This is a genomic window from Georgenia muralis (assembly GCF_003814705.1).
GTDB classification, from domain to species: domain Bacteria; phylum Actinomycetota; class Actinomycetes; order Actinomycetales; family Actinomycetaceae; genus Georgenia; species Georgenia muralis.
The window spans coordinates 738,442-752,738 of the sequence record NZ_RKRA01000001.1; the positions used below are offsets into that span (position 1 = coordinate 738,442).

At 72.7% G+C, this 14,297-nt stretch carries 13 protein-coding genes; 10 read left to right on the forward strand and 3 right to left on the reverse strand.

Annotated elements, in window-relative coordinates; all coding sequences use genetic code 11:
• Window position 1: 1 nt before the first annotated feature.
• On the reverse strand, window positions 2-733 hold the full coding sequence (locus EDD32_RS03175; RefSeq protein WP_123914534.1) for an SGNH/GDSL hydrolase family protein: 732 nt from the start codon (window positions 731-733) through the stop codon (window positions 2-4).
• Window positions 734-905: 172 nt separating this feature from the next.
• Between EDD32_RS03175 and serC the strand changes: the two genes are divergently transcribed.
• From serC to EDD32_RS03190, 3 genes are all read left to right on the forward strand, one after another.
• Window positions 906-2,018: a phosphoserine transaminase gene (serC, locus tag EDD32_RS03180; RefSeq protein ID WP_123914536.1), complete on the forward strand. Its 1,113-nt coding sequence runs from the start codon at window positions 906-908 to the stop codon at window positions 2,016-2,018.
• A 79-nt stretch (window positions 2,019-2,097) separates the two neighbouring features.
• Complete coding sequence (locus tag EDD32_RS03185) at window positions 2,098-2,715, forward strand: GNAT family N-acetyltransferase (RefSeq protein WP_123914538.1); 618 nt, start codon at window positions 2,098-2,100, stop codon at window positions 2,713-2,715.
• A 50-nt stretch (window positions 2,716-2,765) separates the two neighbouring features.
• A complete protein-coding gene (locus tag EDD32_RS03190) occupies window positions 2,766-3,875 on the forward strand; it encodes a hypothetical protein (protein WP_123914540.1) in 1,110 nt (369 codons plus the stop codon).
• Between the two features lie 54 nt (window positions 3,876-3,929).
• On the opposite strand, the gene EDD32_RS03195 is transcribed toward EDD32_RS03190, so the two are convergent.
• Complete coding sequence (locus tag EDD32_RS03195) at window positions 3,930-4,994, reverse strand: acetylxylan esterase (protein ID WP_123914542.1); 1,065 nt, start codon at window positions 4,992-4,994, stop codon at window positions 3,930-3,932.
• Between the two features lie 312 nt (window positions 4,995-5,306).
• Here EDD32_RS03195 and EDD32_RS03200 point away from each other — a divergent pair, with 312 nt between their 5' ends.
• The 7 genes from EDD32_RS03200 (at window position 5,307) to uxuA (ending at window position 13,009) form a co-directional block, all read left to right on the forward strand.
• Window positions 5,307-6,374, forward strand: a complete 1,068-nt coding sequence (locus tag EDD32_RS03200) for a Gfo/Idh/MocA family protein (RefSeq protein WP_170175184.1) — start codon at window positions 5,307-5,309, stop codon at window positions 6,372-6,374.
• A gap of 129 nt (window positions 6,375-6,503) precedes the next feature.
• On the forward strand, window positions 6,504-7,523 hold the full coding sequence (locus EDD32_RS03205; RefSeq protein WP_123914546.1) for a LacI family DNA-binding transcriptional regulator: 1,020 nt from the start codon (window positions 6,504-6,506) through the stop codon (window positions 7,521-7,523).
• A 30-nt stretch (window positions 7,524-7,553) separates the two neighbouring features.
• Window positions 7,554-8,789, forward strand: coding sequence for an extracellular solute-binding protein (locus EDD32_RS03210; RefSeq protein WP_123914548.1), 1,236 nt, complete (start codon window positions 7,554-7,556; stop codon window positions 8,787-8,789).
• 2 nt (window positions 8,790-8,791) lie between these two features.
• Complete coding sequence (locus tag EDD32_RS03215; protein ID WP_123914550.1) at window positions 8,792-9,925, forward strand: ABC transporter ATP-binding protein; 1,134 nt, start codon at window positions 8,792-8,794, stop codon at window positions 9,923-9,925.
• On the forward strand, window positions 9,922-10,848 hold the full coding sequence (locus tag EDD32_RS03220) for an ABC transporter permease (protein WP_123914552.1): 927 nt from the start codon (window positions 9,922-9,924) through the stop codon (window positions 10,846-10,848). Before EDD32_RS03215 ends, EDD32_RS03220 begins: the two co-directional genes overlap by 4 nt.
• Complete coding sequence (locus EDD32_RS03225) at window positions 10,848-11,747, forward strand: ABC transporter permease (protein WP_123914554.1); 900 nt, start codon at window positions 10,848-10,850, stop codon at window positions 11,745-11,747. The genes EDD32_RS03220 and EDD32_RS03225 overlap by 1 nt, the downstream gene beginning before the upstream one ends.
• A 191-nt stretch (window positions 11,748-11,938) precedes the next feature.
• Entirely contained in the window at window positions 11,939-13,009 is a 1,071-nt protein-coding gene (uxuA, locus tag EDD32_RS03230) for a mannonate dehydratase (protein WP_123914556.1), read from the forward strand.
• Between the two features lie 3 nt (window positions 13,010-13,012).
• Here the strand turns inward: uxuA and EDD32_RS03235 are convergent, their stop codons facing one another.
• Window positions 13,013-14,224 carry an AGE family epimerase/isomerase gene (locus tag EDD32_RS03235; protein WP_123914558.1) on the reverse strand — a complete coding sequence of 404 codons (1,212 nt, stop codon included), beginning with the start codon at window positions 14,222-14,224 and terminating at the stop codon, window positions 13,013-13,015.
• Window positions 14,225-14,297 lie beyond the last annotated feature (73 nt).

Sequence of the window (14,297 nt, forward strand, 5' to 3'; positions counted from 1 at the left end):
GTCAGCGCAGGAGCGCCTCCCGCAGCGCCCGCCCCAGGACCGCGTAGCCGGCCTCGGTGGGGTGGACGCCGTCGTCGCTCATCCCCGGCACCCAGCCGTCACCGCGCCTGAGGCCCGCCGCGACGTCGGCGAACTCCCACCCGTGCCCACGGGCCAGCGCCTCGAGGGCGGCGTTGTGCCGGGGGGCGAGGTCGGGGGCCCACTCGATCGGCGGGACACTCGCCACGATCACCCGCGGGGCGCCCACCGTCGCGACGATCGCCTCGATGTTCGCGGCGATCTCCTCGGCGGGGACCCCGAGGGCGATGTCGTTGGTGCCGGCGAGGACCACGAGGACGTCGGCGTCGGGGCGTGGCTCGGCCTGGGCCCGCATGACGGCGGTGGTGGCGCCCGGCACCGCCCAGCCGCCGACCCACTCCACCGAGCTGCCGTCCTCCCCCGCCCCGAGGACGTGCGGCAGCCAGGTTCCAGGGCCGAAGTCGTCGCCGGCGAGGTCGCCGTCGCTGCCCGTGAGCGAGTCGCCGATCGCGGTCAGCCGCACCGTCGTGCTCCTCTCCCGCGCCGTGGCGCTCCCCGCGGACGAGCCCGGCGGTGCGGTGGTCGTCGGCCCGGTCTCCGGCATCGTCGTCCCGGAATCCGGCGTCGCCGTCCCCGCGCAGCCGCCCGCGACCAGCGCGAGCACCGCGACGAGCGCACGCACCGCCGGTGTGCGCGCGCTCCGACGGGTGGCCATGCATCCATCCTCACCCAAGGCCGGGCAACGGGCATCGCTCGGCACCGGCCACCGGCCACTGGGCACCAGCCGCCCGGCCGGCCGGCTGGCCGGACCACCAGTGCCCCCCTCGGCGGTGTCACGGCCGGGGCACCGGCACCGGCCCACCCGCCCCGGTGGCAAGATCGCGCCCATGGAGACCGTCACCATCCCCACCGACCTGCTCCCCGCCGACGGCCGGTTCGGCTGCGGGCCGTCCAAGGTCCGTCAGTCCCAGGCGGACATGGTCGCCGCACTCGGCTCGTCCCTGCTGGGCACGTCGCACCGCCAGGCGCCGGTGCGCCAGCTCGTCGGGCGGATCCGGGAGGGCCTGGCGCAGCTGCTCGGGGCACCCGACGGCTACGAGGTGGTCCTCGGCAACGGCGGCTCGACGGCGTTCTGGGACGCCGCCACCTTCTCCCTCGTGCGCGAGCGGGCCCAGCACGCGGCGTTCGGGGAGTTCGGTCAGAAGTTCGCCACCGCGACCGACCGGGCGCCGTTCCTCGCGCCGTCGGACATCCGCACCGCCGAGGCCGGCTCGCTGGCGGTCTGCACGAGCGTCGAGGACGTCGACGTCTACGCCTACCCCCACAACGAGACCTCCACCGGTGTCCTCTCCCCCGTCTGGCGGCAGGGCGACGGCGACGCGCTCACCGTCGTCGACGCCACCTCCGTCGCCGGGGGCACCGCGGTCGACCTGTCCCAGACCGACGTCTACTACTTCGCGCCGCAGAAGGTCTTCGCGGCCGACGGCGGACTCTGGCTCGCCGTCGTCTCTCCGGCCGCGCTCGCCCGGATCGAGGAGGTCACCGCGGCGCGGTGGGTCCCCGACTTCCTCAACCTCGCCCTCGCGGTGGAGAGCTCACGCAAGGACCAGACCCTCAACACCCCGGCCGTGGCCACCCTCGTCATGCTCGCCGAGCAGGTCGACTGGATCAACGAGAACGGGGGCCTCGAGTGGGCGGCCGCGCGCACGGCGGACTCGTCGTCGATCCTCTACGGCTGGGCCGAGGACCGCGACTACACCACGCCGTTCGTGGCCGTCCCCGAGCACCGCTCCCCCGTCGTCGGCACGATCGACTTCGCCGGGAGCGTCGACGCCAAGGAGCTCGCCGCGCAGCTGCGCGCGAACGGGGTCGTCGACACCGAGCCGTACCGCAAGCTCGGCCGCAACCAGCTGCGCATCGGCATGTTCCCCGCCGTCGACCCGGCCGACGTCGAGGCGCTCACCGCGTGCGTCGACCACGTCGTCGAGAAGATGGCCTGACGGGCGCAACACTCGGCCCGAGGGCCCTGACGGCGGGAGGGCTCCCGCCCGGCCGGACGACCCGGCGCATCATGGACGGGTGGACAGCGCCGTCGAGATCCGCCCGCTCACGCCGGCCCGGTTCGGCGACCTCGAGCACCTCTTCCGGCGCCGCGAGGACCCCGCGAGCTGCTGGTGCATGTGGTGGCGGCTCTCCCCCGAGGAGTTCTCCGCCTCCCGCGTCGCGCAGCGGCACGACCTCCTCGCGGCCCGGGCCGGCGAGGCACCCGCGCCGGGCCTGCTCGCCTACGCCGGCGGTGAGGCGGTGGGCTGGGTCGCGGTCGCCCCACGCCCGGAGCACGCGCGCATCCCCCGCTCGACGATCATCGCGCTCGAGGACGTCCCCGACTGCTGGTCGGTCACCTGCTTCTACGTCCGTGCGGACCACCGCGGCGAGGGCGTGACCGGCGCGCTCGTCAGCGCCGCGGTGGACCACGCCCGGGGCCACGGCGCCCGCTTCGTCGAGGCGTACCCGGTGGACACCGGCGCGGACGCCGGACCGCGCAGCAGCTCGAGCCTGTTCCGCGGCACCCTCGCCACGTTCGTCCGGGCCGGATTCGTCGAGACCGGCCGACGACGGGGCCGCCCCACCGTGCGACTGGCCCTGGAGCCGCACGAGGATTCCCCTGCGCCCCCAACGGCGGGGCCCCTACGCTGAACACATCCGGACACCGCGCCGGGACTGACATCTGAAGAGCGGGACCCGCCATGTCGAACCCTCCCGACGACCGTTCGCCCTACGCCCCGCCGCCTCCGCCCGGGCAGGCCGGCCGCCCGGCCGGGCAGGGTTCGGATGGTGACACGCCTGGCCAGCCCTACCAGCAGGGTGACGGGCAGTCCTCCGGTGGCCGGCAGGGCTACGGCCAGGAGCCGTACGGTCAGCCCTACTCCGGCCAGCAGCCCCGCTCCGGCCAGCAGCCCTACACCGGCCAGCAGGCCTACGGTCAGGGCTACGGGTACCAGCAGCAGTACGGGCAGCCCACGGGCCAGCCGCAGCGCACCAACGGTCTGGCCGTGGCCGCCTTCGTCGTCGGCCTGCTGTCGATCCTCGTCGCGTGGATCCCCGTGGTGGGCATCGCGGGGATCATCGGCGGCATCGTCGCCGTCGTCCTCGGCATCATGGCGATGACCAAGGCCAACAAGGGCCAGGCCGGCGGCAAGGGGCTGGGGATCGCCGGGCTCGTGCTCGGCGTGCTCTCGGTCCTGCTCGGGCTCGTCGTGTCCGTGATCCTCGGGGCGGCCCTCACGGCCTTCCAGGAGAGCGACCTGGGTGCTCCCGAGCCGGTCGTCGAGGAGGAACCCGCCCAGGAGGCCCCGGCCGACGAGGACCTCACGGACGCCCCCACCGGCGACGACGCGACGACCGCCCCGGACGGCGCCGCGGGTGACGCCCCCGACCTGGCCGCCGCCCTGCCGTTGGGGCAGGGAGCCGAGGTGGGCGACTACACCGTCACCGTCACCGGTATCGACCTCGACGCCGACGAGGAGATGGGCGCCGTCGAGTTCAACGAGGCCGCCGAGGGCCGGTACGTCCTCGCCGACGTCTCCGTGGTCTTCAACGGCACGGACGAGGGCGATCCCTGGATCGACCTCAACCACGTCTTCGTCGGCGCCGACGCCCTGCAGTACGACTGGGCGTCCTGCACGGCCACCGAGCCGAACCCGGTGTTCGACGTCCCCACGATGGGCACCGGCGCGAGCGCGAGCTACCAGGTCTGCATGGACGTCCCGCCCGAGGCGATCGAGGGCGGCAGCTTCTTCATCGAGGAGCTCTTCGCGTTCGACGACGCGAGCCGGGCGGTCTGGGAGATCCGCTGACCCCGAACGCCCCGTGAGGCCCCGGGCGGGACCCGGACGCCCAGCCGTCGTCGGTCAGCCCTTGAGGACCGGCGCCAGCCAGGCCACCTGCTTGGCGAACTGGTGCACCTGGCCGCCCTCGTGCTGGTTGAAGGGGTAGACGACGATCTCCTTCGCCGGCCGGTCGGTCCCGGCGCCCGCGTCCGTACCGGCGCCCGCACCGGAGCCGGCAGCGGCTGCGGTTCGGACGCCTGCACCCGCGCCCGTCCCCGCGCCGTAGTGGTTGAACGCGGCGTAGACCGTCGACGGCGGGCACGTGGCGTCCATGAGCGCCACCGAGAACAGCGCCGGGGCGTTCGCGCGCCGGGCGAACGTGACGCCGTCGAGGTAGGACAGCGTCTGGAAGACCCGGTCGACGCCGTCACGGTGGACGGCGAGGTACCGGGTGATCTCGGCGTACGGCAGGGAGTCGGTGATCTCCGTGGCGCGGCGGTAGTGGCACAGGAACGGCACGTCCGGCAGCACGGCGGCGAGGTCGGGGACCAGCCCGGCGACGGCGAGGGTGATGCCGCCGCCCTGGCTGATGCCGGCCACCGCCACACGCGCCGGGTCCACCCCGGGGACCGCGCGCACGGCCTCGACGGCGCGGACGGCGTCGGTGAAGACCCGGCGGTAGTAGTGGCCGGCGGGGTCTTCCACGCCGCGGGTGAGGAAGCCCGGCGCCGCGGGCCCGGCCCCGACCGGGTCGGGCGTGTGCCCGCCGCCGCCCCACGACGAGCCCTGGCCCCGGGTGTCCATGACGAGGTGGGCGTAGCCGGCGCTCGCCCAGCCGATGCGCTCGTGGGGCAGCCCTCGGCCACCGCCGTAGCCGACGTACTCCACGACGGCGGGCAGCGGGCCGGCGGCCCCGGCGGGCCGGGTCAGCCAGCCCTTGACCGGGTGGCCGCCGAAGCCCGCGAAGGTGACGTCGAAGGTCTCGATGAGCTCGAGGCCCGTCTCGACCCGCTCGAGCCGCAGCGCGAGGTCGTGCCCGCGGGCCTCGGCCAGCGTGGTCGACCAGAAGGCGTCGAAGTCGGCGGGCTCGGCGACGTCGGGCAGGTACGACTCGAGGTCGCTCCGGGGAAGGTCGAACAGCGGCATGGGCGGGAACCTACCGCAGCCCGTGCGGACGCCGCGCCCGGTCACGAGTGCTCCGACCTGCGAGGACGTCCCGGCCGGTGGAACCGTGACCGTCGACGTCGGCTACGCCGCAGCGGGCGGCGCAGGCGTCAGCCGCGCGGCGGCAGAAGGTAGGTGCGCAGCCACCCGCACATGCCGGCGCGGCCCGGGGTCGGCGACGACGGAGCACGTCGTGGTCGCCCGACGTGTGCCCACGCCGAGCCTATGCTCGTCAACGGCGGCCTGCAAACGCTTTCGCCGCCACACTCGCACGTCGCGACCGAGGAGAGGCTCATGACCCGTTTCGCCGTGATCGGCAGCGGCTTCCGCGCCGAGGCCTTCCTGCGGGTGGCGAGCCTCGTCCCCGGCCTCGAGGTCACCGGCGTCCTCGCCCGCGACCCGGGCCGCGGCGCACGGCTCGAGCGGGCCTTCGGCGTGCGCACGCACCGCGACCTCGGCGCTGCGCTGGCCGGCGACCCGGACTTCGCCGTCGTCGCCGTCGCGAAGGCCGCCTCGGAGGAGGTGGTCACCGCGGTCGCGGCCACGGGTCTCCCCGTCCTGGCCGAGACCCCGCCGGCGCCCGACGTCGCCGGGCTCGCCCGGCTGCACGCCCTCGTGCAGGGCGGCGCGCGCATCCAGGTGGCCGAGCAGTACCACCTCGAGCCGATGGTCAGCGCGCAGATCGCCGTCGCCCGCTCGGGCCTGCTCGGGGACGTCAGCGAGGCGCTGGTCTCCGTGGCCCACGACTACCACGGCATCTCGGTGCTGCGGCGGCTGCTGGGGATCGGGTTCGAGGACGCCACGGTCACTGCGTACGAGTCGGTCGCGCCGCTGGCCGGCGGGCCGGACCGGGCCGGCGACCCCGCCGCCGAGCGGGTGCTCGAGGAGCGGCACGTCACCGCGCGCCTCGACTTCGGCGGCCGCGTGGGCACCTACGACTTCAGCTCCGACCAGTACCGCTCGTGGATCCGCTCGGGCACGGTGCTCGTGCGCGGGGACCGCGGCGAGCTCCGCGACGAGACCGTGCGTCGGATGGTCGACCACCGCACCCCGCTGCGCACCCGCATCGAGCGGCTGGCCGCCGGCGGTCCCGGCAGCCACGAGGGCATGTTCCTGCGCGGGCTCACCCTGGGGGACCGGTGGCTCTACCGCAACGACTTCCTCCGGGCCCGGTTGCCCGACGAGGAGCTGTCCGTGGCGGCGGTGATGCGCGCCATGGGCGAGCACGTCGCCGGCGGCCCCGAGGTGTACAGCCTCGCCGATGCGGCGCAGGACCACTACCTCGGCCTCGAGGTGCGCCGGGCGGTCGAGACCGGCGCTCCGGTCCGCACGAGCCGGCAGGTCTGGGCCCCTGAGCCCTGACGAGCCGAGTCGCAAACGATTGCAGTGCCGGTCCCGCAGATAACGGGGTCGCTGGGCGCGACGCAACGGCGAACCCTTGACGTGAGATGAGAACGCTTGCAGGATGGCGCCCACACGAGGGGGTGTGGGATGCGGGTCACCGCACGCGACGTCGCCGAACGGGCCGGTGTGTCCGTCTCGACGGTCTCCCGCGCACTCTCCACCCCCACCACCGTCTCACCGGGCGCCCGCCGCAAGGTCGAGTCCGCCGCCCGCGAGCTGGGCTACGAGCCCAACCCCACCGCCCGCGGCCTGGTCACCGGACGGACGCACGCCATGGGCCTGGTCGTCCCGGACCTCGAGAACCCGTTCTTCGCCGCGACGACGAAAGCTGTGCAGGCGCGGGCGTGGTCGATGGGCTACGCCCTCGTGGTGGCCGACTCGGACGAGGACCCGAACCACGAGCGACGACTCGCCCGCAAGGTGTCCCAGCAGGTCGACGGGCTCATCCTGTGCTCGCCGCGCTCCAGCGACGCCGAGCTCGAGGCGCTTGCCGGTCGGGTCCCGGTGGTCCTGCTCCACCGGGGCTCCGGGGAGCTGTCGCACGTGGTGGCGGACAACGTCGAGGGCGTGAGGATCGCGCTGCGGCACCTGCGCGCCCTGGGCCACCGCCACATCGCCTACGCGGGCGGGCCCCATCGATCCTGGAGCGACGGTCAGCGACGTGAGGGACTGACGCGCGCGGCCGACACGTTCGGCGACATCACGATCGAAGACCTCGGCTCCTTCCAGCCGTTCTTCTCCGGCGGGGTGGCGGCGGCAGACCTGGTGCTCGCCAGCGACGCCACCGCCGTCCTCGTCTACAACGACCTGATGGCCCTGGGGCTGCTCTCCCGGGCCGGTGAGCGCGGGGTCGACGTGCCCGGCGGGCTCAGCGTGGCGTCGTTCGACGACATCCCGCTCGCCGGTGGCGTCGGTGTGCCCCTGACCACGGTCGCCATCCCGATCGGGCCGCTCGCCCGGGCCGCGGTCGACGTCCTCGCCCACCTCATCGAGGACGGCGCGCCCGCCCGGGCCGCCGACTCCCCGCTCGGTCACCGGCTGCCGGTGGAACTGATGGTCCGCGAGACCACCGGCCCGGTGCCGAGCCCCACGGTTCCCATCCGGTAACGAAGCCGGAAGGAGAGGAAGGAAAGCGATATGTCACGGACGAAGACCGTACGAGCCTCGATCGCAGCGGCCGCCGTCATGGCGGTGCTCCTGGCCGCCTGCTCGGCCCCGGACAGCGGTGGCGGCGGCGGAGGCGGCGAGACCGGTGGCGCCGCGGAGGGCGAGGTCCCCGAGACCCCGTCCGAGCCGGTCACGCTGAACATCATGGACGTCGCCGGCAACATCAAGCTCACCGAGGGCATGGTCAACGCCTTCGTCGAGGAGAACCCCGACGTGATCTCCTCCGTCACCTGGGAGGCCGGCGGAGCGCCCGACCTGGTGGGTGCGGTCAAGCCGCAGGTCGACTCCGGCAACCTCCAGATCGACCTCGTCCTCACCGGCACCGACGGTCTGTCCGCCGGCATCGACCAGGACCTGTGGATCCCGCTGGTCGACGAGTACGGCGACCGCGTGAGCAACCAGGAGAACTACATCGAGCCGGCCGCCGCCATGCAGGAGCTCGCCGAGGGCTACGGCGTCCTCGTCACGTACTACCCCTCCGGGCCGCTGCTGCAGTACAACCCCGACGCCGTCGAGGACGTGCCCTCCACGCCCGAGGAGCTGCTCCAGTGGGCCAGCGAGCACCCGGGCGAGTTCGGGTACGCCCGCCCGGCGAACTCCGGGCCGGGCCGCACGTTCCTCCAGGGCCTTCCCTACATGCTCGGTGACACCGACCCGCTCGACCCGGTCGACGGGTGGGACAACACGTGGGAGTACCTGCGTGAGCTGAACCAGTACATCGACAACTACCCCACCGGTACCGGTCAGGTCATCACGAACATCGCCGACGGCACGTGGAACCTCATCCCCACGACAACCGGCTGGGACATCGAGCCCCGCGCAGAGGGCCGGCAGCCGGCGACCATCGAGGCCGCCGCGTTCGACGAGTTCACCTGGGTCACGGACGCCCACTACGCCGTCGTCCCCCAGGGGCAGTCGGAGGACAAGCTCTCCGCCATCCTCCTGCTGCTGCAGGACATGCTGACCCCCGAGCAGAACGCCAAGGCCTACGACAGCGGCTACTTCTACCCCGGCCCCGCCGTCGAGGGAGCCACCCTCGACCTGGCGCCGGAGGAGAGCCAGCAGGTCATCGAGGAGTTCGGCCGGGACTGGTACGACGACCTCATCGAGTCCAACGAGAAGGCGGTCCCGCTTCCCGCGGCCGAGCTCGTCGAGGCCTTCGACATCTGGGACCGTGAGATCGGCGCCGGGAAGTACGAGGGCTGACCATGGCGATCGCAGCAGGTGCCTTCGAGACCCTCGAGCTCAACGGCGTCGGCCGGAGCTTCGGCGGTCAGGTGGCGCTGGCTGACCTCGACCTGACGGTCCGGGCGGGCGAGTTCATCGCCCTGCTCGGACCGTCGGGCTGCGGGAAGTCCACAGCGCTGAACTGCCTGGCGGGTCTGCTCCCCCTGACCCACGGGACCATCACCATCGACGGGGAACGGATCGACACCCTGCCGTCGGAGCGCCGGGGCTTCGGCATGGTGTTCCAGAACTACGCCCTGTTCCCGCACCTGACGGTCGAACGGAACGTCGCCTTCGGCCTCCAGATGCGCAAGGTCCCCAAGGCCGAGATGAAGCGCCGCGTCGCGGAGGCCATCGCGCTGGTCAAGCTCGAGGAGCACGCGAAGAAGCTCCCCGGCCAGCTCTCCGGCGGTCAGCAGCAGCGGGTGGCGATCGCGCGCGCGATCGTCCTCGAGCCGCGGCTGGTCCTCATGGACGAGCCGCTGTCCAATCTCGACGCCAAGCTCCGCCTGGAGATGCGCATGGAGATCCGGCGCATCCACCAGAGCCTCGGTCTGACCACCATCCACGTCACCCACGACCAGGAGGAGGCCCTCTCCATGGCGGACCGCCTGGTGGTCCTGCGGGCGGGCCGGGTGCAGCAGGTCGGCACCCCCGAGGAGCTCCACAATAACCCGGTGAACTGGCACGTCGCCGACTTCATGGGGTACCGGAACATCACGGACGTCACCGTCACCTCCGTCGCCGGGGACCGGATCGTCGTCGAGAGCCCCGACCTCACCATCACGGCCACGGCCGTGGAGGGCGTGCACGAGGGGGAGACGGCGCGCCTGGCGATCCGGCCGGAAGACCTCCGGGTCCTGGCACCGGGCGAGGACCCTGAGGGCGGCAACGCCGTCGAGGCAGAGGTCTCGGTCGTGGAATACCACGGCCGCGAGTTCTCGGTGGGGACCGTCACCCGCAGCGGTGCCACCTGGCACGTGCGCAGCGAGCATGCGCCACTGGCCGGCGACGCGGTCACCCTCACCGTCGACCCGGCGCGCGCCCTGGTCTTCCGCCGCGACCTCAGCGACGTCGACGGCGAGGAGCGCCAGCTCGAGGAGGCGCGCCGGTGAGCGCGCGGGCCCGCGGCGGGGACCGCAGCACGGCGAGCCTGAGCCACCGGCTCGCCGAGCGTGGGGTCGACAAGAGCCTGCTGCTGCTCCTGCCCGCGATCCTCTTCGCCGTCCTGCTGTTCATCTACCCGTTCGCCTACGGCGTCGGGCTCACGCTTCAACCCACCGAGTCCACGGTGGAGCGCTACGGCGGGGGGGCGCTGGCGAACTACGTCGCCTTCTTCAGCGACTCCTTCTTCCGGGACAGCGTCTGGATCACCATGCGCCTGGCGCTGCCGGCGGCGCTCTTCAACGTCCTGGCCGCTATCCCGGTGGCGTTCAAGCTGCGGCCGAGGTTCCGGGGCAAGCGGTTCCTGCAGACCCTCCTGGTTCTGCCCATCACCCTGGGCACGGTCCTGACGGCCCAGGGCCTGCTGATCTTCGCGGGCCGTCAGGGCTGGCTGAACCAGTTCCTCACGTCCACAGGGATCGTCGACGAGCCCGTGGCGTTCGTCATGAACTACACCGGCGTCTTCCTCTCGCTGGTGATCTCCGGGTTCCCGTTCTCGTTCCTGCTCATCTCCTCCTACCTCTCGGGCATCGACCCGTCGCTCGAGGCGGCCGCGACCACCCTGGGCGCCGGCTGGTTCGAGCGGTTCCGGCGGATCGTGCTGCCGCTGCTGGCACCCGGCCTGGCCACGACGTTCATCCTCACGTTCGTCCTGGCCTTCAGCGTCTTCCCGTCCGCCCGGCTCGTCGGTGACGCGGGCGGGGAGACACGCGTCATGGCGCTCATGGCGTACCGCTCGTTCGGTGAGCAGATCGACTACCCGATGGCCTCGACCATCGCGGTGCTCATGGGCGTCGTCGAGATCGTCGTCATCGCTCTCGTGCTGCTGTGGCGCTCCACGCTGTACAAGGGCTCAACCGGAGGGAAGGGCTGATGGCGACCACCGAGGCTCCCGAGAGCACGAGCAACGCCACGGAACCAGTGCCGTCCCGGGGGGTCCGCCGCATCGTCGCGACGCCGAGCACGTGGCTCGTGTGGTTCCTGGCGGCCGCCTTCTTCGTCTTCCTCATCGGCATCCTGATCTCGGTGATCGTCGACTCCTTCGCCAGGGGCTGGTTCAGCACCTGGTTGCCCCCGGAGTGGACCACCGAGTGGTACTCCGCCGCGTGGCGGCGGTTCGACCTGACGCACGTCCTCGGCGTCACCCTCGGCGTGGCCCTGACGGTGGTCGTCATCTCAATCCTCATCGGGCTGCCGGCGGCGTACCTGCTGGCGAGGAGGGACTTCCCGGGAAAGCGGCTCGTCTCGCTGCTGTTCCTGCTGCCGATCATCATCCCGCCGGTCACCTACGGCATCCCGCTGGCCACGGTCATGTACAACCTCGGTCTCGGGCGCACGCTCACCGCGGTGGTCCTGGTCAACCTCGTGCCGTCGGTCCCGTTCGTGATCCTGACGATGACGCCGTTCATCGAGCAGATCAACCCGTCGATCGAGAACGCCGCCCGGATGTGCGGGGCGTCGCTGCGCAACGTCTTCTTGCGCATCCTGGCGCCGCTTCTCGTCCCGGGCATCCTCGCGGCGGGCATCCTCGTGCTCGTTCGCACCGTCGGGATGTTCGAGCTGACCTTCCTCGTGTCGGGCCCGCGCACGGACACGCTCGTCGTGGCGATCTACCGTGCCATGACGCAGGCCGGCGGGGCCGAGGCCCGCCAGCTCATCTCCGCCATGGCGTTCATCTACACCGCGACCATGCTCACCCTGCTCATCATCGCGCTGCGGTACATCAACCCGACGCAGCTCGTCGCCCGGGTGCGCGACACACGGGACGATTGACGGGCCGGGTGTCCCCGGGTCGCGACCTCCGGGGACACCCGTCGTCCGGACGGTCCTCCACCACCACGAGGGGGTCCCACCAGTGGGGATCTGCTGGTCAGCGGCCGATCCGCTCGAGGCCGCTCCACTACTTGTCCACGGGAGGCGGGCGCGACGACCGTGCCCGCCCGCGAGGGTTCCGGGAGAACAGCATGAAGATGGGTTTCCGCTGGTTCGGCGCGGACGACGACGGCATCCCGCTGTCCTACGTGCGCCAGATCCCTGGGGTCAGCCACGTCGTCGGCGCGCTGTTCGACGTGCCGGTCGGGGAGGTGTGGCCCACCGAGTCGATCGAGGCGCTCCGCGCGAACGTGAACGCCGTGGGCCTGGAGCTGGAGGTGGTCGAAAGCGTCAACATCCACGACGACATCAAGATCGGGCTACCCACCCGTGACCGGTACATCGAGCACTATCGCGAAACGATCAGGCGGCTCTCCGCGGCCGGGGTCCGGGTCATCTGCTACAACTTCATGCCCGTCCTGGACTGGGTCCGCACGGACCTGCGCTTCGAGCTGCCCGACACCTCGGTGGCGATGGCCTACGACGGCGCGCTCCTGAGCGACCTCCCCGAGGACTACCTCGCGAGCATGTGGCGGGCCGCGGGCGGCGTCGTGCTGCCCGGGTACGAGGCCGAGCGCCTGGCCGACCTCCGGGCCCTGTTCGACGCCTACGCCGGGGTCGACGAGCCCCGTCTGGCCGCGAACCTGGAGTACTTCCTCAAGGCGATCATGCCGACCTGTGAGGAGTACGACGTGCGGATGGCGATCCACCCGGACGACCCGCCCTGGCCGGTCTTCGGGCTGCCCCGCATCGTCAAGGACACAGCGGACATGCGCCGGATCGAGGCGATGCACGACTCCCCGTACAACGGCTTCACCGTGTGCACCGGCTCGCTCGGCGCGAACCCGGAGAACGACCTGCCGGCGATCATCCGCGAGTTCGCAGGGCGGGACAAGGTCCCGTTCGTGCACCTCCGCAACATCAGGCGCACGGCGGACGGCAGCTTCCACGAGGTCGCCCACCCCTCGGGCGAGGGCTCGCTCGACATGTACGAGATCGTCCGCTCCCTCGCCGAGGTGGGGTTCACCGGCTACGCGCGCCCCGACCACGGCCGGGACATCTTCGGCGAGCGCGGCCGTCCCGGGTACGGCCTGTACGACCGCGCCCTCGGCATCTCCTACCTGGGCGGACTGTGGGAGGCGATCACCCGCGGCGCCGCGTAGAGCTCACAGCGCCCCGCGCGCCTGCAGGTGCAGCGCCGCGGCCAGGCCGGGGGCGAGCGGCAGCACCGGGACCAGGGTGGCCTGGACCGCGTGGTAGAGGTCGGGCTTGCCGGGCCACACCGTCCCCGCCGGGACGTTGGCCGGGTCGAGCTCGTGGTGCCACGAGCCGCGGGCGCGGTCGATGTGGAAGCCGGCGGCGAAGTCCCACCACCGGTGGTAGTCGCTGAGGTAGGCGTCGTCGCCGGTGGCGTGGAACAGGGCCGCCGCGGCGCCGACCGCCTCGGCCACCACCCAGTGCATGCGCTCGCGCACGACCGGCGCACCGGTCCAGTCGGTGGTGTAGACGAAGCCGGGGGCGCCGTCGGCGTGCCAGCCGTCGGCGACGGCGCGCGAGTACAGCGACCGCGCGGCGGGGACCAGCTCGGCGGTGGTGCCGGACGCGGCGCCGACGTGCAGCAGCAGGCGGGCCCACTCCAGACCGTGGCCGGTCGTGGCCCCGTAGGGCTTGAAGGGGTCGGCCGGGCGGTCCCGGTTGAGCTCGAGCTGCGGCGTCCACGCCTCGTCGAAGTGCTCGGGGATGCGCCAGTCGTTCCCCTGCGCCAGGCGGACGAGGTTGCGGCCGATGATCCCGGCCCGGTCGAGCCAGCGCCGGTCGCCGGTGGCGTCGTGGGCGGCAAGGAGGGCCTCGACGGCGTGCATGTTGGCGTTGATCCCGCGGTAGGGGTCGGCGGTGGTGAAGCCGCGGTCCCACTCGTCGAGGTGCATCCCCGCCTCGGGCTCCCAGAAGCGCACCAGCGTCTCCAGCGCCTCACCGAGCAGCTCGGGGGCGCCGTCGAGCCCGGCGATCGTGGCGGAGGACGAGGCCAGGACGACGAACGCGTGCGCGTACGCGCTCTTCGTCCCGTCCGGCGTGCCGTCCGCGGCGACCGAGGCGAACCAGCCGCCGTTCTCGTCGTCGTGCAACGTGCCGCGCAGGCCCGCTAGCGCCCGCTCGGCCACGGGACGCGAACCGGGGTGGCCCAGCAGGTGGCCGAGGGACTGCACGTGCACGGTGCGGGCGGTGATCCATGTGTGGACGGCCCTCCCGGGCTCCGGCACGCCGTCGTCGTCCAACCAGCGGGCGCCGGCGTCGTCGGGGGCCTGGGCGAGCCCGAAGTCGAGGAGGCGGCGCCGCTCGGCGTCGAGCCAGGCGAGGTGGTGGGCGGTGTGGGTCACGCCACCGACGGTACTGGTCCCGCGCCCCTGCCGGGGGGCACACTGGCCGGACGTCCCGTGGAAGGAGACCACC

Coding starts and splice junctions, on each gene's coding strand:
- EDD32_RS03175 (WP_123914534.1), bottom strand. CDS start 733: ATGGCCACCCGTCGGAGCGCGCGCACACCGGCGGTGCGTGCGCTCGTC.
- serC (WP_123914536.1), top strand. CDS start 906: ATGGAGACCGTCACCATCCCCACCGACCTGCTCCCCGCCGACGGCCGG.
- EDD32_RS03190 (WP_123914540.1), top strand. CDS start 2,766: ATGTCGAACCCTCCCGACGACCGTTCGCCCTACGCCCCGCCGCCTCCG.
- EDD32_RS03195 (WP_123914542.1), bottom strand. CDS start 4,994: ATGCCGCTGTTCGACCTTCCCCGGAGCGACCTCGAGTCGTACCTGCCC.
- EDD32_RS03200 (WP_170175184.1), top strand. CDS start 5,307: ATGACCCGTTTCGCCGTGATCGGCAGCGGCTTCCGCGCCGAGGCCTTC.
- EDD32_RS03205 (WP_123914546.1), top strand. CDS start 6,504: ATGCGGGTCACCGCACGCGACGTCGCCGAACGGGCCGGTGTGTCCGTC.
- EDD32_RS03210 (WP_123914548.1), top strand. CDS start 7,554: ATGTCACGGACGAAGACCGTACGAGCCTCGATCGCAGCGGCCGCCGTC.
- EDD32_RS03215 (WP_123914550.1), top strand. CDS start 8,792: ATGGCGATCGCAGCAGGTGCCTTCGAGACCCTCGAGCTCAACGGCGTC.
- EDD32_RS03225 (WP_123914554.1), top strand. CDS start 10,848: ATGGCGACCACCGAGGCTCCCGAGAGCACGAGCAACGCCACGGAACCA.
- uxuA (WP_123914556.1), top strand. CDS start 11,939: ATGAAGATGGGTTTCCGCTGGTTCGGCGCGGACGACGACGGCATCCCG.